Annotated in this window: 22 protein-coding genes; 12 read left to right on the forward strand and 10 right to left on the reverse strand. The window is 56.9% G+C overall.

Translation table 11 applies throughout. The features are described 5' to 3' along the window. Window positions 1-41: 41 nt before the first annotated feature. The 5 genes from HZS52_RS07820 to hemP all read right to left on the reverse strand — a co-directional run bounded on the left by HZS52_RS07820 (window position 42) and on the right by hemP (window position 5,385). Window positions 42-1,082: a FecCD family ABC transporter permease gene (locus HZS52_RS07820; RefSeq protein ID WP_190374481.1), complete on the reverse strand. Its 1,041-nt coding sequence runs from the start codon at window positions 1,080-1,082 to the stop codon at window positions 42-44. Continuing rightward, window positions 1,079-2,023 carry a heme/hemin ABC transporter substrate-binding protein gene (locus HZS52_RS07825; RefSeq protein WP_190374482.1) on the reverse strand — a complete coding sequence of 315 codons (945 nt, stop codon included), beginning with the start codon at window positions 2,021-2,023 and terminating at the stop codon, window positions 1,079-1,081. The genes HZS52_RS07820 and HZS52_RS07825 overlap by 4 nt, the downstream gene beginning before the upstream one ends. Then, the gene (locus HZS52_RS07830; RefSeq protein WP_159177509.1) at window positions 2,020-3,075 is read right to left on the reverse strand and encodes a ChuX/HutX family heme-like substrate-binding protein; all 1,056 of its coding nucleotides are present in this window, start codon (window positions 3,073-3,075) and stop codon (window positions 2,020-2,022) included. The genes HZS52_RS07825 and HZS52_RS07830 overlap by 4 nt, the downstream gene beginning before the upstream one ends. Before the next feature lie 31 nt (window positions 3,076-3,106). Next, window positions 3,107-5,083 (reverse strand): TonB-dependent receptor domain-containing protein, encoded by a 1,977-nt coding sequence (locus HZS52_RS07835; protein WP_190374483.1) that lies wholly within the window; start codon window positions 5,081-5,083, stop codon window positions 3,107-3,109. Window positions 5,084-5,202: 119 nt separating this feature from the next. Further along, complete coding sequence (gene hemP / locus HZS52_RS07840) at window positions 5,203-5,385, reverse strand: hemin uptake protein HemP (protein WP_141440563.1); 183 nt, start codon at window positions 5,383-5,385, stop codon at window positions 5,203-5,205. 210 nt (window positions 5,386-5,595) lie between these two features. Here hemP and HZS52_RS07845 point away from each other — a divergent pair, with 210 nt between their 5' ends. After that, entirely contained in the window at window positions 5,596-7,731 is a 2,136-nt protein-coding gene (locus tag HZS52_RS07845; RefSeq protein WP_190374484.1) for a PhoX family protein, read from the forward strand. A gap of 87 nt (window positions 7,732-7,818) precedes the next feature. On the opposite strand, the gene HZS52_RS07850 is transcribed toward HZS52_RS07845, so the two are convergent. Then, the gene (locus tag HZS52_RS07850; protein ID WP_190374485.1) at window positions 7,819-8,151 is read right to left on the reverse strand and encodes a hypothetical protein; all 333 of its coding nucleotides are present in this window, start codon (window positions 8,149-8,151) and stop codon (window positions 7,819-7,821) included. Between the two features lie 187 nt (window positions 8,152-8,338). On the opposite strand from HZS52_RS07850, the gene HZS52_RS07855 reads away from it, so the two are divergent. Further along, window positions 8,339-9,232, forward strand: a complete 894-nt coding sequence (locus HZS52_RS07855; RefSeq protein WP_190374486.1) for a LysR substrate-binding domain-containing protein — start codon at window positions 8,339-8,341, stop codon at window positions 9,230-9,232. A gap of 117 nt (window positions 9,233-9,349) precedes the next feature. Here HZS52_RS07855 and HZS52_RS07860 read toward each other — a convergent pair whose 3' ends face one another. Then, window positions 9,350-10,195, reverse strand: a complete 846-nt coding sequence (locus HZS52_RS07860; protein ID WP_190374487.1) for an alpha/beta fold hydrolase — start codon at window positions 10,193-10,195, stop codon at window positions 9,350-9,352. A 460-nt stretch (window positions 10,196-10,655) separates the two neighbouring features. Further along, window positions 10,656-11,294 (reverse strand): NAD(P)-dependent oxidoreductase, encoded by a 639-nt coding sequence (locus HZS52_RS07865; RefSeq protein ID WP_190374488.1) that lies wholly within the window; start codon window positions 11,292-11,294, stop codon window positions 10,656-10,658. Between the two features lie 110 nt (window positions 11,295-11,404). Here HZS52_RS07865 and HZS52_RS07870 point away from each other — a divergent pair, with 110 nt between their 5' ends. Continuing rightward, a complete protein-coding gene (locus tag HZS52_RS07870; protein ID WP_190374489.1) occupies window positions 11,405-12,310 on the forward strand; it encodes a LysR family transcriptional regulator in 906 nt (301 codons plus the stop codon). Here the strand turns inward: HZS52_RS07870 and HZS52_RS07875 are convergent. Next, on the reverse strand, window positions 12,307-13,005 hold the full coding sequence (locus tag HZS52_RS07875) for a FadR/GntR family transcriptional regulator (RefSeq protein ID WP_223828087.1): 699 nt from the start codon (window positions 13,003-13,005) through the stop codon (window positions 12,307-12,309). The two genes, HZS52_RS07870 and HZS52_RS07875, sit on opposite strands and share 4 nt — an antisense overlap. Before the next feature lie 276 nt (window positions 13,006-13,281). Here HZS52_RS07875 and HZS52_RS07880 point away from each other — a divergent pair, with 276 nt between their 5' ends. The 6 genes from HZS52_RS07880 to HZS52_RS07905 all read left to right on the forward strand — a co-directional run bounded on the left by HZS52_RS07880 (window position 13,282) and on the right by HZS52_RS07905 (window position 19,159). Beyond that, complete coding sequence (locus HZS52_RS07880; RefSeq protein WP_027957126.1) at window positions 13,282-14,277, forward strand: asparaginase; 996 nt, start codon at window positions 13,282-13,284, stop codon at window positions 14,275-14,277. 77 nt (window positions 14,278-14,354) lie between these two features. Further along, window positions 14,355-15,356 (forward strand): TRAP transporter substrate-binding protein, encoded by a 1,002-nt coding sequence (locus HZS52_RS07885; RefSeq protein ID WP_179915540.1) that lies wholly within the window; start codon window positions 14,355-14,357, stop codon window positions 15,354-15,356. 62 nt (window positions 15,357-15,418) lie between these two features. Further along, window positions 15,419-15,940 (forward strand): TRAP transporter small permease, encoded by a 522-nt coding sequence (locus tag HZS52_RS07890; RefSeq protein ID WP_190374491.1) that lies wholly within the window; start codon window positions 15,419-15,421, stop codon window positions 15,938-15,940. A gap of 16 nt (window positions 15,941-15,956) precedes the next feature. Then, window positions 15,957-17,231: a TRAP transporter large permease gene (locus HZS52_RS07895; protein WP_190374492.1), complete on the forward strand. Its 1,275-nt coding sequence runs from the start codon at window positions 15,957-15,959 to the stop codon at window positions 17,229-17,231. 36 nt (window positions 17,232-17,267) lie between these two features. Beyond that, on the forward strand, window positions 17,268-17,735 hold the full coding sequence (locus tag HZS52_RS07900) for a RidA family protein (RefSeq protein WP_190374493.1): 468 nt from the start codon (window positions 17,268-17,270) through the stop codon (window positions 17,733-17,735). A 23-nt stretch (window positions 17,736-17,758) separates the two neighbouring features. Next, window positions 17,759-19,159: an amidase gene (locus HZS52_RS07905; protein WP_190374494.1), complete on the forward strand. Its 1,401-nt coding sequence runs from the start codon at window positions 17,759-17,761 to the stop codon at window positions 19,157-19,159. Between the two features lie 13 nt (window positions 19,160-19,172). On the opposite strand, the gene HZS52_RS07910 is transcribed toward HZS52_RS07905, so the two are convergent. Further along, entirely contained in the window at window positions 19,173-20,222 is a 1,050-nt protein-coding gene (locus HZS52_RS07910) for a LacI family DNA-binding transcriptional regulator (RefSeq protein WP_190374495.1), read from the reverse strand. A 182-nt stretch (window positions 20,223-20,404) separates the two neighbouring features. On the opposite strand from HZS52_RS07910, the gene ltnD reads away from it, so the two are divergent. From ltnD to otnC, 3 genes are read left to right on the forward strand one after another with little or no spacing between them, the layout of a single operon-like run. Further along, window positions 20,405-21,340: an L-threonate dehydrogenase gene (gene ltnD / locus HZS52_RS07915; protein WP_190374496.1), complete on the forward strand. Its 936-nt coding sequence runs from the start codon at window positions 20,405-20,407 to the stop codon at window positions 21,338-21,340. A 1-nt stretch (window position 21,341) separates the two neighbouring features. Next, window positions 21,342-22,640: a 3-oxo-tetronate kinase gene (gene otnK / locus HZS52_RS07920; RefSeq protein ID WP_190374497.1), complete on the forward strand. Its 1,299-nt coding sequence runs from the start codon at window positions 21,342-21,344 to the stop codon at window positions 22,638-22,640. Beyond that, on the forward strand, window positions 22,637-23,296 hold the full coding sequence (gene otnC, locus HZS52_RS07925) for a 3-oxo-tetronate 4-phosphate decarboxylase (protein ID WP_190374498.1): 660 nt from the start codon (window positions 22,637-22,639) through the stop codon (window positions 23,294-23,296). Before otnK ends, otnC begins: the two co-directional genes overlap by 4 nt.

A 23,296-nucleotide genomic window follows, 5' to 3' on the forward strand; every position in this document is an offset into this window, starting at 1 on the left:
GGCGATAGCGGGGGTGGTGGTTAAACCAGCCTGATGGAGCGTTAGCATGCTCGGTTTCTGCGCATCAGTAGGTACAGGAAGTAGGGGCCGCCCAGCAGGCTGGTAAGCAGTCCCACGGGTATCTCCGCCGGGGCAGCAACGGTGCGGGCTAGCGTATCAGCCACGACTAGAAGCAGCGCGCCACCGAGCATTGAGGCGGGCAGCAGCAGCCGATGGCCAGGCCCTAACCAAAGCCGTAGGCAGTGGGGTACCAGCAGGCCCAAAAAGCCAATTACTCCGGTGAGCGCTACACACAAACCTACGCCCAGCGAGGTCGCGACCACCACCCGGCGTTTTAAGCGGCTTGCATCCAGCCCCGCCGCATGCGCGGTAGCTTCGCCCAGCTGGAGCAGGTCGAGTTCACGTGCGCTGCGCATTAACAGCCACAGAGCAGCGGCAATCAGTATCAGGGCTAGCGCCGTGGTGCGCCACAGGGCGTTAGTCAGTGTGCCCATGCCCCATAAACTAAGCTGGCGAAGCTGCTCATCGCTGGCGATAAAGGCTAAAACCCCACCGCTAGCCCCAGCGAGAGTGTTGATGGCCAAACCAGCTAGTAGCAGGGTCATCACAGCGGCACTGCCGCCGCCCTGACGCTTGGCGATGCCAAAGACAATCAAACAGACGCATAAGGCGCCTAAAAAGCCTGCCGCAAACTGACCGTAAAGGCTGCCTGCGCTGCTGTCTTGAAAGAGCACAATCCACACTGCTACGAAAAGCCCAGCACCACTGGCAAGGCCGAGCAGGGTCGGGTCGGCCAGCGGGTTACGAAACAGCCCCTGCATGGCGGCGCCGCTACCGGCAAGCATCGCTCCCACGGCCACGCCCAGCAGTAAGCGCGGCAGGCGCAGCTGCCACCACACCTGCACGCTGAGTGGATCGGCTTGGCCGCGGAGTACTCCCCAAGGGGAGATGCCCAGTGCGCCAGAGGAGGCCGCCCAGCCTAAAGCCAGTAGCAACGCAGCGGTTAATCCGACGAGAACGCGGGTAGTGCGGCTAACCGGCAGCCGCACCCGGAAACGGTAAGTGTTAAGAATGGCTATCATGGGCTTAGCTGGGCAGTGCTGTTTTGAGCGGTACTGTTTTGAACGGAACTGTTTTGGACAGAATTAGCCTGGGCGCTAGTCGGTGCGCCCAATAGCGCTTCAACGTCCTGGCGCAGGGTGAGTAGCTGATCGGGCGTGCGCGGGCCAAAGCCAAGCAGCGCTTGGTCATCAATGACAATCAACTGCTGCTCTCGGCCTGCGGGGGTTAACGCCATACCGGGTAACTGCCATAGAGCGGCTTCGCCACCCATTGCCGCCAGGCCCCGCTCGGAGACAATCACAACCTCCGGCGCTTGCCGGGCCAGGGCTTCGGCACCCACGCTGTGGTAGCCCTGCATCTCGGCGAAGGCATTTGCCAGGCCCACCGCTTCGAGCGTGCTATGCGCTGCCGTGTCGCTGCCCGCCGCACGGGGGGTTAAGCCGCTATGCTGCATGATAAACATAGCGCGGGTCGTCGGTAGGGCGGGCAGGTTGGCTAGCCGGTCAAGTTTCTCGTTCAAGGCGTCTGCTAAGGCCTCTGCCGCGTCGCGACGGTCAGTTAATCGGCCGACGGCGCGGACTTTATCGGCGATGGCATTGAGGGTGGGTGGGGCGTTGATAATCTCTACGCTGACACCGACAGCCGTCAGCTGCTCCAGCACTTCCTTGGGGCCTGCGTGCCCGGCGGCTAACACCTGGTCAGGTTTAACCGATAGGACGCTTTCAGCGGAGAGCTGGCGCAGGTAACCCACCGAGGGCAGCTCCGCCATGGCGGGTGGATGCACGACTGTGTCATCCCGAGCAATGACATTGATATCGGCATCTAACGCGGCCAGGGTTTCCGCGATATCGCCGCCCAGCACCACCCAGCGCTCGTCAGCATGGGCCAGAGGTGTTCCAGCCAGTAGCCATCCCAGTACGACGATCCCCAACAAGCGTGTCTTTACATGGTTGAGGGTCATGCCACCGCCTCTTGGTTGCCGAGCTCACTTAGTAACTGCCTCCACTCGCGACGCTCCACACGGCCCTCCTGACGCTCTGCGTAAAGTTGCAGCACTAGCGAGCCTTCGGCATCGAAGGCTTCAATGCTGGTCACGCCGCCGTCGCGGTTGGGCTTGCTGACTTGCCATACTTGGTCAATCGCAGTGTCATCAAGGTGCAGGGTGAACTGCTCGCCAAATAGATTCAGCCAGCCGTGGGCGCGTTGAGGGGTGGGCAATGTGCCGGTGTGGATCTGCACGCAGCCGGGGCTAGCGACAAACAGCATCAACGGCAGCGCGCGAAGGCTGGCGTGCTGAAGCACTGTTTCCAGGGCATTGACGGGCAGCGTTTGGGTATAGCGTCCCTCCATTAACTGGTTGGCCTCAATACGCTCCAGATGATGGCGCTGGAGGAGGGCAAAGAACTGGTGCACATCGCGCATCGCGCCCCACTCGCTAGCGAGGGTCGGCGCTTCGGGCAGTGGGCGCTTCAAGCGAGGCATGCTCTGGGTAAACGCTGGCGTATCCCGAGTGCCCAAGGCCGCTAAGGCACCCCAGGGACGCGGCAGTGGGTTCTCCAGGGCAAAGCATTTGTGAACGGCGCAGCCATGTTGATTGAATATCTGCAGGCTCCAGCGCCACTGCGCCTCTTGAGTACTGGTGGCAGGCATAGAATCACGAATCAGGCAGGCCCAGTGCCAGCTCGTATAGAGCAAGCGTAGATCCAGGCCACCTGGGTCGAGTAACAGGCCTGTTTGTGGCCCGCCGCTAAGTTCAGGGTAGTCGCCGGTTTGCTCTAGCACGGCCAGCCGGGAACGGGTCAACGCTTTAACCCGCCCCAGTTGGGGCAGGTAGGCGGCGATATCGCTGGGCGAGAGCGGCAGCGTCCATACGTCGCGCCCTAAACGAGCGGCCTGCAGCTCGCCTTCACTGATCGATAAGCGTTCGGCAATCTCAATCGCAGGTAGCCGCGGCTGCGCGGCGCGCGCCGCGTCAAAGGCTTCGATAATCGCGATCTGTTGGGATGTAATCATGACGCACCTCTATCGGGTTGACTGCGTGGATTTACCACTGCCAGTTGAGGGTGGCGAACAGGCTGCGCCCATCGCCCAGGCTGCCGTCGGGGCGGTACCACACCTTGTCGCCAATATTGGCAAGGCGCAGCGAGGTATCCACGGCCGGGGTGATTTGCCAAGCGAGATGCACATCGTGCAACCCATAGCCGGGCAGGCGCTCGTCATCGCCCTGCTTATCGAAAAATTGGGCAAAACGCGCTTGCCAGCCCAGGCGGATATCGCTGTTATACAGAACCACCTCGCTTCCCAGGGTGGCTTCCAACGGTGTTTGACTGCCTAGGGGCTCGCCAGAATCGCGGTCTTTACCGGAGACTTCCGAAAGGCCCACAAAGCTTGTGAGTAGCGGGAAAGTGCTGGGCTGCCAGGTCACCCGGGCGTCATAGCCCCATAGCTGGGCGCGCTGAACGTTCACTGCCTGGGTGGTGCCCGCCATGATGTCGACGTGGGTGTCGATAAAATCGTCGGCGCGGGTGTCGAAGTAGCTGGCACGAACCTGCCAGTCGCCCTGATGCCAGACCACGCCGCTTTCCCAGGTGTGGCTGGATTCAGGCGAGAGACTAGGGTTGGGAATCCAGTAATTGTCCGGTGTGCAGAAGGCTGGCCCGGCGCAGAAACCGGCAAAGTGGCGCTCGTTGGCGTAAAGCTCGGATAGGCTAGGAGCGCGGAAGGCCTCAGCGTAGCCCGAAAACAGCATCAAGGCGTCATCGGGCCGCCAGGCAAGACGAAAGCGCGGTGACACTTGGTCGTGGACGCTATCGGATTCATTTTGGCCGCTGGCGTCGTAACGGTCGTAGCGGGCTCCCAGGCCAATATCAAACTGCCCGGCGCCGCCATCGGCTAAATAGCGACCAGCGGTAAGAGTAGTGTCGAGATAGGCTGACTGGGTATCGATATCGGCTTTAGGAAAGCCATTGGCATCGCCACTTGGCCGTTGGCGGGCCTGCTCCAGTTCGGCACCGAACACCAGCGTTTGCGAGAGCCAGCCGTGATCCATAGTGTGGAAGCCGTCGCTCTGAAGCCCGACGCGCTCTAGGGTGCGGTTGGCCTCGGGCTCGTCGATATCCTGCTGGCTAAAGGTAAGCTGCGAAGTGACTTCGGTGGCAGCGCTGGGCTGCCAGCGGTGGCCCAACTGGACGTTGTTGCTTTCCACATCGCGGTCGCGCAGCGGATTGCTGGCATCGGTTGAAAGCTGTTGTGGGTTGGCGGGCTGGGTGGCGCGTTCGTCGTAGTGCTGCCAGCTGATAAATACCCGCTGGTCGTCGTTTGGCTCCCAACCGCCTTTTAGCAGCAGACTATTGAGCGTTGCATCCTCTTCGGCTTCATCGCCCCCGGCGCGGCGAATATCGCCGGATTCACTGCGGCCGATTGAAAACAGGCCATCCACCAGGCCGTTGGCGGTATTGCGGCGGCCGAAGCCAGTCAGGCTCCCCCGCATTTCGTTGCTGGCCGTCGCACCGCCTACGGAAAGGCGTACGCCGCTATCTTCGCCGGGGGCAAGCAGGTCGTTGGCATTCACACTGGTGAAGCTGACGACACCGCCCATGGCATTACTGCCGTACAAGCTGGAGAGCGCACCGCGTGCTATCTGTACTTCTTGAATCAGGCCAGGGTCGAGAAAGAAGTTACCGATGTGGCCGGTGGAGATATCCTGACGAACGCCATCCAAACGTACCAGCACCCCTTTGCTGCCAAAGCCGCGCATACCTAAGGTTTGGCCATTTCGGCGCCCTTGGCCAGCCACATGTAGGCCGGGTTGGCGGCTAAGTACGTCTTCAACCCGGCTGGCGGTGGCCAGCACAGCATCATCGCGATCAATAATATCGATAATCAGCGGTGCCCGTGAAAGGTCCGTAGGCGCTCGGGTGCCGGTGACCGTCACTGGGTTAAGCTCGGCGTCGTCTGCTTGGGCGGTTAACAGTGGAAGCAGCGTTAAAAAGAGGCCACCAAAAGCGCGTGTGTGGTTCATAAGCCAGAGATTTCCAACAGGGATAAGTGGAAGAGGTCGCTGGCTGGGTGCGATGGGCTACCTGGCTGGCTTTGCTGTATAAGTCTTTAAATTAATCAGGGGCTGAAATATTAAGAGCTTTAGGCGTTAAGAATTAACTTGCCGCTTTTAGTACGGCGCAACACATAGCGGCGCTGTTCATGGTGGATAACCAACTGGTCTGAGTTGCCAAGTAATTCTTTGCTATTCACCTCGTGGGCCACCTCGCGGGTCGTCGAGGCCGACGTATCTCCCTGGCCAGTGCCCTTAGCGGGTAACTGCATGAGAGAGTAACTCCTGTGTTAATGATAACTATTAGCGTTAATTTAGCAGAGTTGCAGACATCCCTCAATAGGGTTTGGGGAGTAAAAGTGACTAGCATTCGACCTTTCTTCATCTAAATGCAGGCGCTCCGTCATCGTGCTGTCATTAAGCTTCTTTAGTGTCTCGTAACGTTCAATCGTTGACCTACAAACGATCAGGGGGAGACTAAAATGAGTAAAGAGATCGAAGATCATCGCCTGTTTAACCACAGCGGCAACCAACCTTTCGCGGAAGTATTGGCGCGTCATGTATCCCGGCGTGATGTGATGCGCGGTGGTTTGAGCATGGCGGCTGCCTCGATGCTTAGTTTTGGTGGCGCTGCTCAAGCGCTTGCCTCAAGCAGCAGCCAAAAAACACCCCTGACACTGGCGTTTGAGGCGGTTCAAGGATCACGCACCGATGCCGTGGTGGTGCCGGAAGGTTATGTGGCCCAAGTCTTGGTGCCGTGGGGCACGCCGCTGAACCAAAATGTTACCTGGCAGCCCGAGCAGTCGATGACCGCTGAGCGTCAGGCGGAGAGTGTGGGCATGCACCATGACGGCATGGCCGGTTTTGCCCTGGATACCGACAACGCCTCGCGCCGTTTTGTGCTGGCGCTCAACAATGAGTATATCGACCAAGCAGCGCTATGGGCGCCCCAAGGAGGCCCCACTAATGCGGATGAGGGCCAGCGGCCAGCAGCTGAGTCGCGCACTGAGATCAACGCTCACGGTGTCACCCTTGTTGAGGTCGAAAAGAACGCCAGTGGCCAATGGGCGCATGTGCCGGGTTCGCGTTATAACCGTCGCCTCACCAGTGCGACGGTGATGGAACTTTCCGGGCCAGTGGCGGGCAGTGACTACGTCAAAACGCGCTTTTCGCCTGAGGGTACCCAAACCCGTGGTACCAACAATAACTGTGGTAACGGGGTAACGCCCTGGGGCACCTATATTGCCTGTGAAGAGAACTGGCCCAATGTGTTCGTTAATCATGGCGAACGCTTCCAGGACGACGCGCGGATTGGTATTCCCACCGCTAAAAGCCGCTATGGTTGGGATACTTCGGCGGGAGACGCCTCTGAACAGAATGACGAATTTGCTCGCTTCGACATTACCCCGCGCGGCGAGCGTGCTGAAGATGATTATCGCAACGAAGCACGCACGTTCGGCTACCAGGTGGAGGTCGACCCCTATAGTGATGCATTGGCGGTTAAGCGTACGGCACTTGGCCGTTTCCGCCATGAAGGGTGTTGGTTAGGCAAGCTGGAAGCCGGTCAGCCAGTGGTTTACTACTCGGGGCACGATTCCCGCAACGAGTACGTATATAAATATGTTTCTGATGCTGCCTGGGATCCCGCCGATGCCAACCGTCCAGGGGAAGAGTATGATCGTCTTGCCATTGGCAACAAATATTTGGATAACGGCACCCTCTATGTGGCTCGTTTCCATGCCGATGGCAGCGGTGAGTGGCTACCGCTAACGCCTAGTGCTCAAACGCGCGATGGCCGCACGCTGGCGGCGGCGTTGGGGCTAGCCGACGACGATGCGGCAGGTATCATCATCAACACCTGCGATGCAGCGGATTTGTTGGGTGCCACGCCAATGGACCGCCCTGAGTGGGCTTCCGTCGATCCTGCCTCCGGCGAGGTGTATCTCACCCTAACCAATAACACTCAGCGTACCGCTGAAGAGACAACCCCAACTTACACTAATGACGGTGAGCATCTGGAACAAGTAGGTGTTGGTTACGATTTAGCGCCCACCAATGCCGCCAACCCTCGCGCCAATAACGAAGCAGGGCATATTATTCGCTGGCGCGAAAGCCGGTTGCCCAACGCCTTTACTTGGGAGGTGTTTGTGTTTGGCGCGGCCGCTGACGATGCCGATAATCACTCGGGCCTGACAGAAATGAATCAGTTCGCCAGTCCCGATGGGCTCTGGTTCGACGAGCGAGAGGACGGTCAGGGTATCCTCTGGATCCAAACCGATAACGGTTATGATGGAGTAACCGAGTACACCAACGATCAGCTGCTTGCCGTGGTACCGAATGGGCTAGACGACATCCAGGGAACCGGCCCGGTGATTAACAGCAGCAACCAGCAGCAACTTAAGCGCTTTGCGGTAGGGCCGAACGGCTGTGAAGTCACCGGTATTTTTGCCACGCCGGATAAAACCGCGCTGTTTATTAACATTCAGCACCCCGGTAACTGGCCCGCGGATGGTAGCGAGCTAGTGCAAGACGCCACCGTTGCGGCCAGCGGCCAAGTACGCCCTCGGGCGTCGACCGTTGTTATTCAGAAGCGCGATGGCGGGCCAATAGGGGTTTAAAATCACGCGCTGAGGCAAAGCGCTGCCGCGATAAGACGCCACTATATTAAAGCTTCGAACCTCTCTTAGGTTCGAAGCTTTTTTATTCTAGTGATGAGCCTGACGCGTTTTCTGCCGAGTTTCTAACGCGTGAATGGCATCGACCTTCAGTGGAAGCTGGCTGGCCCAGAGAATATCTTCGCGGCTATGACCAATATCCTGCAGTAATTGGTCGTCGTAGGCCAGCAGCGGCACTATATGACGGCGGAAAAGCCACCGCCGCCGGCAGTGCCACATGCCCATATCCAACGTGCGAATTAGCCGCATCGACGGCATGGCCGGCATGTAAAACTGTAGTTGCGGCGGCTTGGGCGGCGGCGCCAATTGGCTAGCTTTTTCCCAGGCGGTATGGGCATGTTGGGTAAGCTCTTCATACTTCATCGCGCACCTCCTTTTATTCACAACGGCTGTACAGTCAATGGCGCCAGGGCGCTAACTGGGCAGCTGTGATCAGTGATTAATAAATGGGAGGATCGCGACCTCTGGTTATCAGCTTGGTACTTTGCCCTGGATCAATCAAACGAAAAGATCTACACTGAGTGTTAAGTTTTTCTGAAAGGTGGGCGTGATGAATCAACTATCGACCATAGCTCCCAGCCGAGCTGCCTTACCGCTACTGGATAGCGAGGTGTTGCGCACCTTCGTGACAATTGCGGAGAGCGGCAGCTTCACCCGTGCCGCCCAGCAGCTGTTTCGTACCCCTTCCGCGCTAAGCATGCAGATCAAACGCCTGGAAGAGACGCTCGGGCAAACGCTGTTTGTGCGCGAGGCGCGGCACGTACGCCTGACTGCCGAAGGGGAAGTGCTGCTGGGCTATGGGCGGCGGCTGCTTAAGCTCAATGCGGAAGCCGTCACACAGTTTTTAGCCCCCACCATAGAAGGGCGTGTGGGGCTGGGGATAACGGATGATGTCGTCGGGCGTATCCTGCCGACGGTGCTCGCCCAGTTTGCACGTTCACATCCGGCAGTGCAGGTCGATGTGGAAGTGGGACGTAGCAAAGACCTTCTCGCTAGGCTGGATGAAGGCGAGCTTGACTTGGCCCTGGTGATGGCCGGAGGACTTGGTCAGGCGGCACGGGGAGAAATCGTCCACAGCGAACCGCTAGTGTGGGCGGGCCGTGAGGATGGCGTTGCCGTGCAGCGAACGCCACTGCCTGTGACCCTGGCCCAGCAGGGGTGTGCGTGGCGCAGAATTACCCTTAATGCCCTTGATCAAGCGGGGATTGCTTACCGAATCGCTTACTCCTGCGACCACTGTGCCGGGCAGGAAGCGGCCATGCTGGCCGATCTGGCCGTGACGGCTTTTCCAAAAAGCTTGATTCGACCACCGCTCAAGCGTCTCCACAACGAGTCACTGCCACCGCTAGGGGATTATCAAGTAGCGCTGGTGAAGCGTGCAGGCAGTGGTGATGCCAGCGAGGTATTGGCTGAGCGGGTGGTGGAGGCGTTTCGTGAGGGGTGAGTGGTAATGAATTATCATTAGCTTTTGAGCGGTAATGATTTTTTAGCGTGATGGTGCTAAAGATTACATGACCACACTCTTGCTTAGTGAGGCCATGTAATGGGGTAACGAAAGTGGTTAGGCAACCTGACTTTCAAACTCGCTAGGAATCAAGAAGCCGCGCAGGATTTTTTCCATTCGCTGCCGTGCGTCAGCATGCTCAAGGTCAAGAAAGTGCCCTGCATTGGGCACGACTTCGAACTCGCATTTCGGCATATAGTCGTCGACGGTCAGGATGTCTTCTGGTGTTGTGTACTCATCCAGTTTGCCATTCACGAACAGCGTCGGTATCTCAATATTACCCAGTAGCTGCTCGTAGTCGGTGTCGTTCATGGAGAGTATTTGTTCAATATGAAAGCAGACCTGTTGAAGCTCTTGATCATCTAACCGTGAGAGATGCCGGTAATTAATATATTTTAGTAAGCGGGGTAAGTATTTGCCCACTTCTTCATTAAGCAGGTTAGCCGCGGTTTTAACATCGCCAATTTGAATATAATGGCGAGCACCATTGATATAGCGCAGCATGCCGTCGTTAAGCTGAGTTGAAAATGAGGCTAGCACTGCTCTTTTAATCGATGAGGGGGATTGCGCCAATGCCATCATGGCGGCATAGCCTCCCCAAGAAACGGAAAGTAACGACGTTGGTTGGTAACGTTCAATCAGAGCTAGGAGGATATTGACTTCATCCTCCTTGGTAATGATGCCACCCACAGGGTTATGTGGTTTTGACTGGCCAGCAAAAGGCAAGTCAAACAGGATAACGTTTAACCCGTCACTCAAATATTTAACACAGTTGGTAAAAGAGGCGGTAGTAGCTAGCGCGCCGTTGACCATAATAATACTTTCAGTATTTTGTGGCTGTTGATAGATTTCTACATGCACGCAATGATTGCCTATCTTAACGAGCTCGGTGTTGGCTTTCATGATGTTTTCCTTGCAGTAATTGGGTCAGTTAATGCGAGTCTAGTGCGTGCATGTCTGCGTAATGGGTTCTGAACCTAATAAGTTCATTAGCTGTCACAAGTGTGCAAGTTTTTTAGTATTTCTTTATTTGTGTTTACCTGATTGTTGAAGGTATAGGCGACTGCGTATGTAGGATATTGCTGACAGCATTTGTAAGAGATTCGCTATGCTTATGTAAGAAATGTCTTATAAGTAATTTTTTAATACACAGTTGTTAAGTAATGTGTGGTCAAGTGAGATTGGATTAATTAACATTGTTAAATATGACTGATGGTTTTACGGCGATGAACGATAAGTTCAGCAAAAAGGTGAAAGAGTAAATAGGTGAGGGTAACGGGAAAAGTGGGCGGGGAAATAGAAGAAAGAGGCAACCCCTCACCTATCTCCAGTGAGGGGCATAACGACTTAAATAGCGATTTGATCAGTACGCGACGCAGAAACGTTGGTTGGTGTTATGTGGGTTTTCCAGCTCATCAATCATGGCGATGGCATAATCCTGCACTGAAATACGGCTGTTGCCTTCGCTATCGGTCAGTAGCGTATCGCCGCCCAACCGGAAGTTGCCCGTGCGTTCGCCGGGGAAAATCTCAGCAGCGGGGGAGAGAAACGTCCACGCTTGAGTTGTTTGCGTACGCAGTGTTTCAAGGGCCGTTTGCGCCCCTTCCGCCGTGGCCCGGTACTCTGCTGGAAAACCCGGTGCATCTAACAACAGCCTACCCGGCGCTACCTCGAGCGTCGCCGCGCCACCCACTATCAGTAGCCTAGGCACGGAAGCTTGTTGAGTGGCTGACAAAATCGAGTGAAAGCCTTTGAGGTAATAGCCGTAAACATCCTCTTGGGCATGGCCACTAAAGGCGCTGATAACGGCCTCGGCACCGCGTAGCTGCTCTGCAAGTGCCTCGGTATTTAACACATCACTTTTAACGGTAGTGAGATTCTCCTGTGGCGCTACCCGTTCAGGCCGAGTCACTAACGCCGTCACGTGATGGCCGCGGGAGAGCGCTTCGGTTAATAGGGCGGATCCAATGAATCCGCTAGCGCCAATCAGTGCAATCTTCATAACAGTTCTCCTTAAGTGGGTTGTCGCTGCATTGTCGGACGCTTTATTGATTTGAAAAATAGCGATTAACGTAATTTACTGTTATCGATTTCATAACAGTAGGGCGATGAATGACCACCGCCAACGAGTTCGATTTAAACGGTTTGCCGATCTTTGTCGCTCTGGTGGAAGCCGGCAGCTTTACCAAAGCAGCGGAGCGGCTAGGCTGCACGAAAACCCGTGTCAGCCTGCAAATTCGGCAGCTGGAAACGCGCCTGGGTGTCACGCTGTTCCTACGCACCACTCGGCGGGTTCAGCTCACTCAGGCCGGAGAGGCGCTCTACCATCAGTGCCACCCGCTGTTAATAGATCTACAGGGGGCGCTTGCCAGTGCTGTGAGCGACACCCAACAGCTGCACGGTGAGTTGCGTATCACGGCGCCCGAAGATTACGCCGCCGGGGTGTTGAGCGACGCGGTAGTGGCGTTTAGCCGCTTGCACCCTGCGCTGCATATAGAACTACGTAGCGGCGACCAAGTAAGCGATATGGTGCAGGACGGCATCGATTTAGCGTTTCGTCTAGGCTGGCTAAAAGACTCCACGCTACGCGCCCGTCGAATAGGCACTTTTCAACAGCATGTGGTGGCTGCTCCTGATTATCTGAAACGCTACGGCACGCCTTCACACCCCAAGGCGCTGGAAGACCATGCGTGGATCGCCTTTACACCGTTAAAAGCACCGTTAACTTGGGCTTTCCAGCGACGCGATGAGCGGTATGAGGTGCAAATGAGCGCAGGGTTGGCAGCCAACTCAACGGTGAGCTTAGTCGCACTGATGGTCGCTGGCGGCGGTCTCTCCGTATTGCCGGATATGACCGCGGCGCCAGAGATCGCGGCTGGGCGTTTAGTGCGTGTGCTTGAAGAGTGGACACTGCCGGAAGGCGGCGCCTATGCAGTCTATCCGCCAGGGCGGCACATAACCGCCAAAGCGCGCGCATTTATGACCTTTTTTGACGCCTGGTTACAAGAAGAGCCTTAACGGGGTGCTGCATTTAATTCGCTGTCACTGTCATAAGTTAGGTTGGTTTCCCAGCTTTCGCTGCTAACGGCTATCGCTGCATGAATACCGGCGGTATCGCCTGCTTTGAAGGCCGCATAGATAGCTTTATGGTCCTTCAAGGCGGTTTCCGGTAGTGAGCGCATAGAGGTTTCCAGTGCGGCTTCGATCAGTTGCAGCAAGGTTTCGCCGACGCGGATGGTCATGGGGTTATGGGTGCTGTGCAGAATGGCGCGATGGAAGGCAATATCGTGCTTGGAGGTTTGAGCACCCGCGCGGATGGCTTCTTCCATGGCGTCGATACTCTGCTGAATACGTTGATGATCCTCTGCCGTTGCCCCGCTCATTGCTTGAAGCGTGTAAGCCGGTTCGAACATACGGCGAAACTCCAGTACATCCCGCGTCATGCCTCGCGCCAGGATCATCCCGAACGCCATCGGGTCGACGAGCGGCGTGCCTGGTTCGCGGCGGATCATGGTGCCTTGACCCCGTTTGACCTCAACGATCCCTATCGCTTGCAGCATCTTGATGGCTTCACGCACGCTGGATTTACCAATGCCCAGGGTGTGAGTGAGTTCCGTTTCCGAGGGCAGGTAATCCCCTGGCTTGAGGTCGCCTCGTATAAGAGCGCTTTTAATACGCTCTAGCAGTTGCAGCGCAACTGAACTGCGATCCATTGAATCTCCAAAAGAGGCTGTACGGGTCGAGCTAATCTCGGGCTGGCGTTTAAAACTCATGAGGGCCTCGCGTGGCTCATCGGTGTTTCCTGCATTTTATCAATGCCCTAAGCCTAGCGGCTTAAGACAGCCGATTGCATATATTTAAAAGACATATTCTTATTTTCCATTGTTTTAAGTGACTGCCTTGCTAATGGTTTGTTCTTTAGTCTAGTCTGAAATCAGACATCTGATGTCTGTTGTCTGTGACGCAAAGCATAAAAGATGGGAACCTGAATGACCAAAAAGCACATCGTGGTATTGACCACGGGCGGCACTATTGCCAGCAAGCCCAGTGATTCAGGCCGAAGCCAGTCAGGGGAGCTAAGCGGCGAGCAGCTGCTGGATCAGGTAGCGCTGCCGCAGGGTGTCGACGTCACGTTAGAAGTGATGTCGATCCTGCAGAAACCCAGTAATGCCGTCACTCTCGCCGATCTTGCTGAACTCCATTGCCAAGGGCGGAGAGCATTGTCGCGAGCCGATGTGGACGGTCTGGTGATTACCCACGGTACCGATACCTTGGAAGAGACCGCTTACTTTCTATCGCTCACGCTGCCAGCGGATAAACCGTGTGTGATCACCGGTTCCCAGCGGGCGCCTCACCAGTTAGGTACCGACGCCTTTAAAAACATCTGCGATGCCATCGTGGCGGCGGTCAGCCCCCAACTGAGTCAGCTTGGCTGTGTCGTGGTATTCAACGAGTCGCTGTTTGCTGCGCGCTATGCCCGCAAGGTGAGCAGTTTCCAGTTGCATGGATTTGATGCCCCCGGCGCTGGTTCGCTGGGGTATATCGACGGTCAACGGCTCAAGCTTTATCACACAGGGACTGCGATTGAGCCCCCCATTGAAGGCTGGGATGTTCCGCTGCCGCGTGTCGATCTACTGCCCGCCTATCTGGATGCCTCGCCAGCACTGCTGAAAGCCTGCTTAGAGAGTGGCGCGAAGGGGGTGGTGATCGATGGCTTAGGCCGGGGCCACGTGCCACCTGGCTGGATGAACGAAATACGAGCATTGGTTAGCGCAGGTGTCCTTGTAGCGGTCGTGAGTAGTTGCGCTCAAGGGCCGGTGAATACCAGTTATGAGTTTAGCGGCAGCCTGGCCGATTTAGTCTCGGCTGGGGTGATCGCGCTCAACGATATCAGCGCACGTAAGGCAAGGCTTGCACTTGCCTTACTGCTGAGTAGTACCCCGCGCGAAGCGCTGGGGGATGCGATGGAACGCTTGATGGCGTGAGCGGCCTTTCAACCTTGCTCAACGGCAGTAACAGGAAACTAAAAAGCAATTAACCATAACTAAATAAGGTGCTGGACATGAAACTAACGCTGACAAAAGCCTCCCTCTCCGCGGCTATTGCTGTCGCTTCTCTAAGTGCGGCTCAACTCCATGCGGCCGACTATACCTTCAGCTTCGCCCACGTGTTGATTGAAGAAACGCCAAACGGCCAAGCGGCGTTGCGCTTTAAAGAGGAGGTAGAGGAGAAATCCGACGGTCGTATTGAGATTAACGTACTGCCCGCTGCTCAAGTGGGGGGCGACGTTGAAATCATTGAGCAGATTCAGATGGGCCTGGTCGATATCGGTATCCCGCCAACGGCCACGCTGGGCAACTTTGAACCGCGCATGCAGATTTTGGATCTGCCGTTCTTGATTGCCGATTACGACACCATGGTGGAAACCCTGGATGGTGAAGTGGGTCGCGAAATCCTCGACACCCTGAATGGCCATAATATGTACGGCGTCAACTTCTGGGGCGCAGGTTTCCGTCATATCACCAACAATGACCGCCCGATCGAAAATCCCGAAGATATGGACAGCATCCGCATGCGTACCATGCAGGCGCCGATCATTATCTCCACCTATGAAAACCTGGGCGCTAACGCCACCGCCATGGCGTTTACCGAGGTCTACAACGGCTTGCAGCAGGGCGTGGTGTCCGGGCAGGAAAACCCACTGGCCAACATCTACACCATGCGTTTCCACGAGGTGCAGGATTATCTCTCGCTGACCAATCACGCCTACCACGCCTATGCGGCGGTAATAAATCAGGACTCCTGGGACTCGCTGCCGGAAGATCTTCAAGCGGTCATGCTGGAAGCCTTCGATAACGGTCGAGACACGTCACGCGCGCTAACGCTGCAGGACGAAGAGACCATCATGGAAGAGATCAAAGACGAAATTGCGATCAACGAGCTCACCCCTGAACAGCGCAGCGCCTTTATTGAAGCCAGCATGCCGGTGCACGAAGAGTACGAAGAAATCGTCACTACCGAGCTGCTGCATAAGGTATATGACGCGGTGGGTATCGAGTATTGATCCAGCGGGTCTGCTAAGACCTAGCTCCTCTCTTCTTACCCCTTTCAGGGTGTGGATATCTCATGTTCGAAGCGCTCAACAAATGTCTTGATCGCTTGGAAAGTGTGGCGATGGTCGTTTTCATGTCGATTGCGACCATCCTCACTACCATCCAAGTCGTGTATCGCTACGGCTTTAGCGGTTCGCTATTTTGGGCTGAAGAAGTCGTTATTTACTCCATTATCTGTATGAGTTTTGTCGGCGCCAGTATGGGTGTGCGCCATGGCACGCATATTTCGGTGGATGTGCTGAATGCCATTGCTACGCCCGCTGTGAACCGCTGGCTGCACATGATCGCAGCACTGATCGGTATCGTGTTCGCTGGCTTCATGACCTATTACGGCTTTGTGCTCTATTTCAGTACGCTGGATCGCGGCCAATTGACTGCGGCACTCCGCCTGCCAATGGCATGGTTCTATCTACCGATTGGCATATCCGGTGTGCTGCTGATTCTGCGTTATCTATGGGTCATCAGTGAAGTCTGGAAAAAGCCTCCGGTAGGACTCTCCGAAGAGCTTGTAGCCGGTTCGGATAAGCTCATTTAACCCCTGGAGAGCGACCATGATTACTGCATTATTACCGATCTTTTTTGCCGTTCTACTGCTCGGGCTGCCCATCTTTGCTTCCTTGGCATTGGCGGTGTTTCTTGCCATTGAATTCTTTGGTGCCACCAATCCGGTCATCGTGCCGATGCGCATGTTTACCGGTATGAATAACTTTTCGCTGATGGCGATCCCGTTCTTTATCCTGGCGGCTGAACTGATGCGCATTGGCGGGCTTTCCGACCGGCTGATCAATCTTGCCAAGGCGCTGGTAGGGTGGGTGCCAGGGGGCTTGGCAGCCGCCACGGTGCTCTCTTGTCTCTTCTTCGGGGCCATTTCTGGCTCAAGCCCGGCCACGGTGGTGGCCATTGGCTCGATCATGTTTCCGGCACTCGTCGCTGCTGGCTACGATAAGCGCTTTGCGATTGGGTTGATCGCTACCGCCGGTACCTTGGGGCCGATTGTACCACCGAGTATTGCGTTGATTATCTACGGCTCAGTGACCGGTACGTCGGTGGGGCGGCTGTTTGCAGCGGGCCTGCTGCCCGCCATTGTGATTGCCTCGATCCTCATCGCCTACTGCATCGTCTTTAGCAGCATCAAAGGCTATGAACGCGCTCCCTTTCCTTCGCTGCGGCAAATTTTAGTCGCCTTTAAAGATGCTGCCTGGGGCCTTGGGCTGCCAGTGATTCTGCTGGGAGGGATCTACAGTGGTGTCTTTACACCGACCGAGTCAGCGGCGGTCGCCTGCGTATATGGTCTTTTTGTCGGCATGGTGGTCTATCGCACCATTAACGTAACGGAACTGGTGGGAACGCTAAGAAGCTCGGGGTTGGTTTCCGCGACGCTACTGCTGATTACCGCAGGGGCCTCTGCTTTCTCTTGGCTGCTCGCGATTACCGGTACGCCCAGCCAGTTGGCAGGCGAAGTGCTGTCGTGGACCGACGATCCGTTTCAGGTCATGGCACTGTTTAATGTCGTGATGATCGTTGCTGGCTTCTTCCTCGATAGCGCCTCGGCCATCATCGTGCTCTCGCCGCTGCTGCAGCCTATTGCCGCTCAGGTGGGCGTGGACCCGGTGCATTTTGGGGTAATTACGCTGATTAACTTCTCGGTCGGAATGATTACACCGCCGGTTGGGCTCAACCTGTTCGTGGCCATGGCGATATCCAAAATGTCGCTGCAGGAAGTGTTCAAGGCCTGCTTGCCGTTGATTGGCTTGATGCTGATAGCGCTAATTATCATCACCTACGTCCCATGGCTAAGTACCTGGCTGCCCTCACTGATTTATTAATAAATCACTTGAAGACATTAATAAGGACAACGAACCATGAGCAAAAAGATTGAACAAGCGGTGGCGGAGCAGGGCCTCACACTACCGGCGATTCCAACGCCGCGTGGCCTGTTTTTGCCCTGGTCCCGGTTGGGCAACCAATTGTTTTTAGCGGGCCAGATTTGTGAACGTGACGGTGATGTTCTCTATCCTGGCAAGGTGGGGAGTGAGTTCGATCTTGAAACCGGCAAACTGGCGGCCCAGGCGTGTGCTTTAAACCTCTTGGCTGAATTGAGCGATGCTGTCGATGGCGACTTCTCCCGCGTGGTGCGCTGCGTGCGCATGAATGGCTTCGTCAATGTGGCGCCGGGCTTTCACGATGTGCCGCTGGTAATTAACGGGGCATCCGAGCTTTTTGTCGCGCTGTTTGGCGATGCAGGACGTCACGCCAGAACCGCCATCGGGGTAGCGACACTACCCGGCAATGCGGCGGTGGAAGTCGAAGCGATTTTTGAAGTGCGTTAAGCCCTCAAAGAGGTACATAAAGCATGCAGGATTCACCCATTTTTCTACCGTTACGTGAGCAGCGCGAGCGGCTTCGGGCGGGCACTCTGAAAGCTACCGCGCTGGCCGAAGCGGCAATTGCGGCTTATCAACAGCGCGGCAAACACGACCACGCCTACCTCACCTGGAACGGCGAGCAGGCACTGGCAATGGCAAAAGCGGCCGATGCGGTGCTCGCTCAGGGCGGTGATGCGGGGGCGCTAATGGGCATGGCGGTATCGATCAAGGATATCTACGCCGTGACGGGGTTACCCACTTATGCGGGCTCTTCTCAACGCCTGCCGAAGCGCTGGGAGCGTCCCGGCCCGGTGGTGAGCACGCTATTGAAACAGCTGCCTTCTGTGATGGGTAAAACCCACTCCGTTGAGTTTGCCTTTGGCGGCTTGGGTACCAATGCCCACTGGGGGGCGCCGCGCAATCCATGGGATGTTCATCAGCACCGCACGCCTGGCGGCTCCAGCTCCGGCGCGGGTGTTTCGTTAGTGGGCGGCACGGCAAGCTTGGCGTTGGGAACAGACACCGCCGGTTCAGTGCGCATTCCTGCCTCTATGACCGGCGTAGCGGGATTGAAAACCACTGCCGGGCGCTGGTCGACCGAGCAGATTGTGCCGCTTTCAAGCACGCTGGATACCCCAGGATTACTGGCGCGTCGGGTCGATGACCTTGCCTTTGCGTTCGATGCATTGGATGGCGGCCTTTGCGGTCAGGACGATCGAGTGCCCGCAACACCAATGCTTGCCGGTTTGACCTTTGGGGTGCCAGAAACGTTTTTCTGGGATGACTGCAGTCCAGGTATCGCGGAAACCGTACGCGGTGCCATTAAGCAGCTGGAAGCCGCCGGGGCGCGAATAGTGACCCTCGAGTTGCCCGGCATCGACGAAGCGTACGAACTCTTCAAGCTGGGCGGTGTGGCTGCGCCGGAATTGGCAGCGTTTCTAAACACCGAGCTACCCGAGATGATTGACTCCCTGGATCCTAACGTCGCCGCCCGCGTTAAAGCGGCAGATGACATGCCTGCCTGGGAGTATGTGCGTCGTCGCACGGTGCTGGACTCGCTTGCCGCCTCTGCTGCCGCTCGCATGGCCGATGTAGATGCAGTCCTTACTCCCACGGTAGCGATTACCCCGCCCACTATCGAAAGTCTCGAGCCAGAAGGCGCCTATCCCAAAGCCAACATGCATGCTCTGCGCAACACCGTGATCGCTAATTTCCTAGGCCTGTGTGCCTTAACGCTGCCGGTTGGGAAAGACGCCGCAGGTATGCCCGTTGGCCTGCAAGTGCTGGCCGGGCCGTGGCAAGACGCCAGCCTGCTGGCAATCGGTCAGGCAATTGAAAACGAGCTGGGATCAGGCTTGGAGATTCTTGGTCAACCGCCAGCGATATGAGCGCTGAGGTAGCCTAAGTACTCCCGCCGGTTTGGAGCGTAAAGCCCACATCGTGCTGGCGGCGGTAGACGTTCTTGCCGCTTAGCCGGCGAATGAGTTCTTTGGCGGCTAAGCGGCCCATCTCTTCTCTGGGTGAAAGAATGGTAGTGAGCTGAGGAGTTACATGCTGACCAAGGGGCAGGCCGTTAAACCCGGCAATGGCGATATCCCCTGGCACGCTTAGCCCTTGACGTTGAGCCGCCAGCAGGGCGCCTGCCGCCAGGTCGTCGTTGGCAAAGTGAATGGCTTGGGTATGAGGGTATTGCGCGAGCACTTGGGCCAGTCCTTCAGCGCCCACCTGTAGGCTGCCCAGGGTATCTAGTTCCAGTAGTGGGGCGTCGATTCCTTTCTCCTTTAGTACCGCTTTATGGCCTTCGTAACGCATGCTGGCGCGATAATCCTGCGAGAGCCGGGCGCCTACATAAACAATCTGGCGGTAGCCTTTTTCGATAAGATGGCCGGCCATGCAGCGACCTGCCGCCACGTGATCCAGGCCAACGTTAAGATCCATGCCTTTGCCCAGCTCCATCACCTCCATAATGGGGTGATCCCAGTTCGCCAGCAACGTATGACACGCCTTGTTATGGCGCAGCCCAGCGGTGACCAGTGCAGAGCATGACCAGCCCAGAAAAGTACGTACCAACTGATACTCGCGGTCTAGATCGTAGTCGGTGTTACCTAGCAGTATCTGGTAGCCCTCGGCTTCCAGCGTCTCCTGCAGCCCCTTGATGACTTCCACAAACACGCTATTGATCAGTGACGGCACGATCACGGCAATCAGCCGTGATCGGGATGAGGCCAGACTACCGGCTACCAAGTTGGGTACGTAGCCCAGTTTCTCTACGGCTTGTAGAACACTCAGGCGTGCACTATCGCTGACCTTATCAGGGTTGTTCAGTGCTCGAGATGCGGTAATCGGTGATACCCCTGCCGCTTGCGCCACTTGGCTGAGCGTGACTTGGTCGGAGCTTCGGCGCTGCCTGGCAGGGCTGGGAGAGGCAGCGTTGGGCGAGTCTTTAGACATTGGTCGCACGTCCCTGATTTTCAGCTTGTCGTAACGCCAACAATAATCTAAAACGAATGGTAGCGCTATCATGACAGCGCTACCATTTAGCTTCTAATTGCACCGCGACGATAGCAACAAACACAACAACGTTCTCAGTAACAGTCTCAACCACCGTCTCAACAACAAAGAGGTGCCGTTAGGTGAGCCAACACGATAAGCAATCACTTCAAGTAGGTCTTATTGGCCTGGGCGCCATGGGCATGGGTACGGCCACCGCTATGCTCAAGCAGGGCTTTAATGTGACCGGGTGTGATATTTCCGCTGGGGCACGCGATGCCTTCGTGGCAGCAGGGGGGCAAAGCGTAGCCACTCCTGCCGAGCTTGCTCACTGCCATATCGTGTTGGTGGTTGTCGTTAACGGGGCGCAGGTTGAGCAAGTGCTGTTCGGTGAGCAGGGTGTGGTAAGCCACTTGGCTCGAGACAGTCTGATCATACAGTGCGCCACGGTGGCGCCCAGTCAGGCCAAACAGCTTGGTGAGCGTGTGGCGGCAGAGGGCTTGCTGCTGATGGATGCGCCGATTAGCGGCGGTGCTGCTAAAGCCAAAAGTGGTGAACTATCGGTAATGGCATCCGGGGCAACGGAGGCATTTACCTACGCCGAAGCGGTGCTAAACGCCATGGCTGCCAAGGTTTATCGCCTTGGCGATGCGCCTGGCGTTGGCTCAAGTATGAAACTGGTCAATCAACTGCTGGCAGGTGTGCATATCGCCACCGCTGCTGAGGCCATGGCGCTGGGCATTCGCATGGGGCTCGACCCAGAGGTGATATATGACGTCATTACCCACTCGGCGGGCAACTCCTGGATGTTCGAAAACCGCGTGCCGCATATCCTGAGTGGTGACTACACGCCGCTTTCGGCGGTGGATATCTTCGTCAAAGATCTCAACATTGTGCATCAAACCGGCCGCGAGCTGGCATTGGCAACACCGGTAGCGTCCAGCGCTCTGCAGCAGTTTACCGCTGCCAGCGGTGCAGGTTTTGGTCGCGAAGATGACTCGGCAGTGATTAAAGTCTACCAGCGGTTATCGGGCATCGAGTTGCCAGAAGCTGCCAACGACGCCCAGGGAGACGAATAAAATGGGGATGGGAGCGAGCATCGTACTGGGCGCCATTGCTGATGATTTCACTGGAGCGACCGACCTTGCCAATAACCTGGTGCGCGGCGGTATGCGCTGCCTGCAGGTGATTGGCGTGCCCCAGCAAGAGGTTGACCTCACTGATATCGATGCAGTGGTCGTGGCGCTGAAATCGCGTTCCTGCCCAGTAGACGAAGCCGTGGCGGACTCACTGGCTGCCCTTGAGTGGCTTCGCCAGCAGGGCGCCCGGCAGCTGTTCTTCAAGTACTGCTCCACCTTTGACTCCACTGAACAGGGCAATATCGGCCCGGTGGCGGATGCGCTGCTGGAAGCCCTGGACGCGTACCAGACGGTGATGGTGCCCGCCTTCCCGATTAACGGCCGTACGGTCTATCAGGGCCATCTGTTTGTAGGCGACCGCTTGCTCAACGACAGCGGTATGCAGCACCACCCACTGAACCCCATGCAGGACGCAGATCTCGTGCGAGTACTCTCCCGCCAAACGCCGCACCCGGTGGGCTTAGCCAACCGCGCGGTGCTGGTTCAAGGTGCAGAGGCGACCCGCACTCACTTAACGATACTGGCAGATCAGGGGGGTCGCCATGTGATCTGTGATTCCCTGGATGAGCAGGATCTGGATGTACTTGCCGAAGCTACGGTTGCGATGCCCTTGGTTACCGGCGGTTCAGGGCTAGGGCAGGCGTTGCCCGCCCAGTATCGTGCCCAGGGCTGGCTGGGCACGATCAGTGAGCCGGGGCGTTTATCGCCTGCCTCGGGCGGGGCGCTGGTGCTCTCCGGTAGTTGCTCCCGGGCCACGCTGTCCCAGGTGGCGGATTTTCTGGCCAAGCACCCTGCTGGTGGCTTCGCCCTGGATCCCTTGGCGTTGGCCGAAGAAGGACAACAGCAGGAGCAGGCGCTGGCCTTTGCCCGCAAGCGCTTATCTCAAGAGGCGCCGGTACTGCTCTATGCCTCGGCTGATACTGAAAAGGTTAACGCCGCCCAGCAAGCCCTTGGCGTTGCGCATGCGGGTGCGTTAGTGGAAGAGGCGCTGAGCCAGTTGGCTGTCAAGCTTGTAGATGAAGGCGTTGGCCGGTTGCTGGTCGCCGGGGGCGAAACATCAGGTGCAGTAGTCTCGGCGTTGGGCATTACCACTCTGCGCATTGGCGAGCAGATCGACCCCGGCGTGCCCTGGACGCAAACTTTCATGACGGGTCGCGAAGTGCCGCTGTCGCTGGCGCTGAAATCTGGCAACTTTGGTGGTGTCGATTTCTTTACCCGGGCGTTTGAGGTGCTGGTATGAGCATCCACTTGCATCGCCATCCCCAAAACAGTTTGCGGGAGCAGATCAGCACCCTGGGCAAGTCGCTGTTTGACCGCGGCCTGACCATGGGCTCTAGCGGTAATATCAGCGTGCGCCTGGACGATGGCGGCTGGCTGATGACACCCACTAACGCATGCTTGGGGCGGCTGGATCCTGCGCGAATCTCTCATTTGGACAGTAACGGCCAACTGATGAGTGGCGACTCGCCCACCAAAGAGCAGTTTTTGCATATGGCGATGTATGAGGAGCGCCCGCAATCCGGCGCGATTGTGCACCTACACTCTACCCACTCGGTGGCGGTCTCCTGCTTGCCGGAGGTCGACCCCTGCGAGTGTATTCCACCGCTGACCGCCTACTACGTGATGCGGGTGGGGAAACTGCCGCTGGTGCCGTATCACATTCCTGGCGACCCCAAGCTGGGCGATGCAGTGCGGGGATTAGCGGGCAAACACAGCGCGGTATTGCTGGCCAACCACGGCCCGGTGGTGGCGGGTAAAAACCTCGAGGCAGCGATCTACGCCACCGAAGAACTGGAAGAAACCGCCAAGCTCTACCTGTTGTTAAGGGGCGAAAACCCGCGAGGGCTAACGCCGGAACAGGTGGCGGAGCTGGAAGCGCGCTTTCCACGGGATTAA

It is taken from the genome of Vreelandella titanicae (assembly GCF_014697095.1).
In the GTDB taxonomy this organism is placed as follows: Bacteria; Pseudomonadota; Gammaproteobacteria; order Pseudomonadales; family Halomonadaceae; genus Vreelandella; species Vreelandella titanicae.

What these genes read in the sequence shown, in the direction of transcription:
- HZS52_RS07880 (WP_027957126.1), top strand. Translation starts at nt 13,282, where the DNA reads ATGACCAAAAAGCACATCGTGGTATTGACCACGGGCGGCACTATTGCC.
- HZS52_RS07865 (WP_190374488.1), bottom strand. Translation starts at nt 11,294, where the DNA reads ATGAAGATTGCACTGATTGGCGCTAGCGGATTCATTGGATCCGCCCTA.
- HZS52_RS07870 (WP_190374489.1), top strand. Translation starts at nt 11,405, where the DNA reads ATGACCACCGCCAACGAGTTCGATTTAAACGGTTTGCCGATCTTTGTC.
- HZS52_RS07860 (WP_190374487.1), bottom strand. Translation starts at nt 10,195, where the DNA reads ATGAAAGCCAACACCGAGCTCGTTAAGATAGGCAATCATTGCGTGCAT.
- HZS52_RS07895 (WP_190374492.1), top strand. Translation starts at nt 15,957, where the DNA reads ATGATTACTGCATTATTACCGATCTTTTTTGCCGTTCTACTGCTCGGG.
- HZS52_RS07875 (WP_223828087.1), bottom strand. Translation starts at nt 13,005, where the DNA reads ATGGATCGCAGTTCAGTTGCGCTGCAACTGCTAGAGCGTATTAAAAGC.
- HZS52_RS07830 (WP_159177509.1), bottom strand. Translation starts at nt 3,075, where the DNA reads ATGATTACATCCCAACAGATCGCGATTATCGAAGCCTTTGACGCGGCG.
- HZS52_RS07885 (WP_179915540.1), top strand. Translation starts at nt 14,355, where the DNA reads ATGAAACTAACGCTGACAAAAGCCTCCCTCTCCGCGGCTATTGCTGTC.
- HZS52_RS07825 (WP_190374482.1), bottom strand. Translation starts at nt 2,023, where the DNA reads ATGACCCTCAACCATGTAAAGACACGCTTGTTGGGGATCGTCGTACTG.
- HZS52_RS07820 (WP_190374481.1), bottom strand. Translation starts at nt 1,082, where the DNA reads ATGATAGCCATTCTTAACACTTACCGTTTCCGGGTGCGGCTGCCGGTT.
- hemP (WP_141440563.1), bottom strand. Translation starts at nt 5,385, where the DNA reads ATGCAGTTACCCGCTAAGGGCACTGGCCAGGGAGATACGTCGGCCTCG.
- otnK (WP_190374497.1), top strand. Translation starts at nt 21,342, where the DNA reads ATGGGGATGGGAGCGAGCATCGTACTGGGCGCCATTGCTGATGATTTC.
- otnC (WP_190374498.1), top strand. Translation starts at nt 22,637, where the DNA reads ATGAGCATCCACTTGCATCGCCATCCCCAAAACAGTTTGCGGGAGCAG.
- HZS52_RS07900 (WP_190374493.1), top strand. Translation starts at nt 17,268, where the DNA reads ATGAGCAAAAAGATTGAACAAGCGGTGGCGGAGCAGGGCCTCACACTA.
- HZS52_RS07850 (WP_190374485.1), bottom strand. Translation starts at nt 8,151, where the DNA reads ATGAAGTATGAAGAGCTTACCCAACATGCCCATACCGCCTGGGAAAAA.
- HZS52_RS07890 (WP_190374491.1), top strand. Translation starts at nt 15,419, where the DNA reads ATGTTCGAAGCGCTCAACAAATGTCTTGATCGCTTGGAAAGTGTGGCG.
- HZS52_RS07905 (WP_190374494.1), top strand. Translation starts at nt 17,759, where the DNA reads ATGCAGGATTCACCCATTTTTCTACCGTTACGTGAGCAGCGCGAGCGG.
- HZS52_RS07845 (WP_190374484.1), top strand. Translation starts at nt 5,596, where the DNA reads ATGAGTAAAGAGATCGAAGATCATCGCCTGTTTAACCACAGCGGCAAC.
- HZS52_RS07835 (WP_190374483.1), bottom strand. Translation starts at nt 5,083, where the DNA reads ATGAACCACACACGCGCTTTTGGTGGCCTCTTTTTAACGCTGCTTCCA.
- HZS52_RS07855 (WP_190374486.1), top strand. Translation starts at nt 8,339, where the DNA reads ATGAATCAACTATCGACCATAGCTCCCAGCCGAGCTGCCTTACCGCTA.
- HZS52_RS07910 (WP_190374495.1), bottom strand. Translation starts at nt 20,222, where the DNA reads ATGTCTAAAGACTCGCCCAACGCTGCCTCTCCCAGCCCTGCCAGGCAG.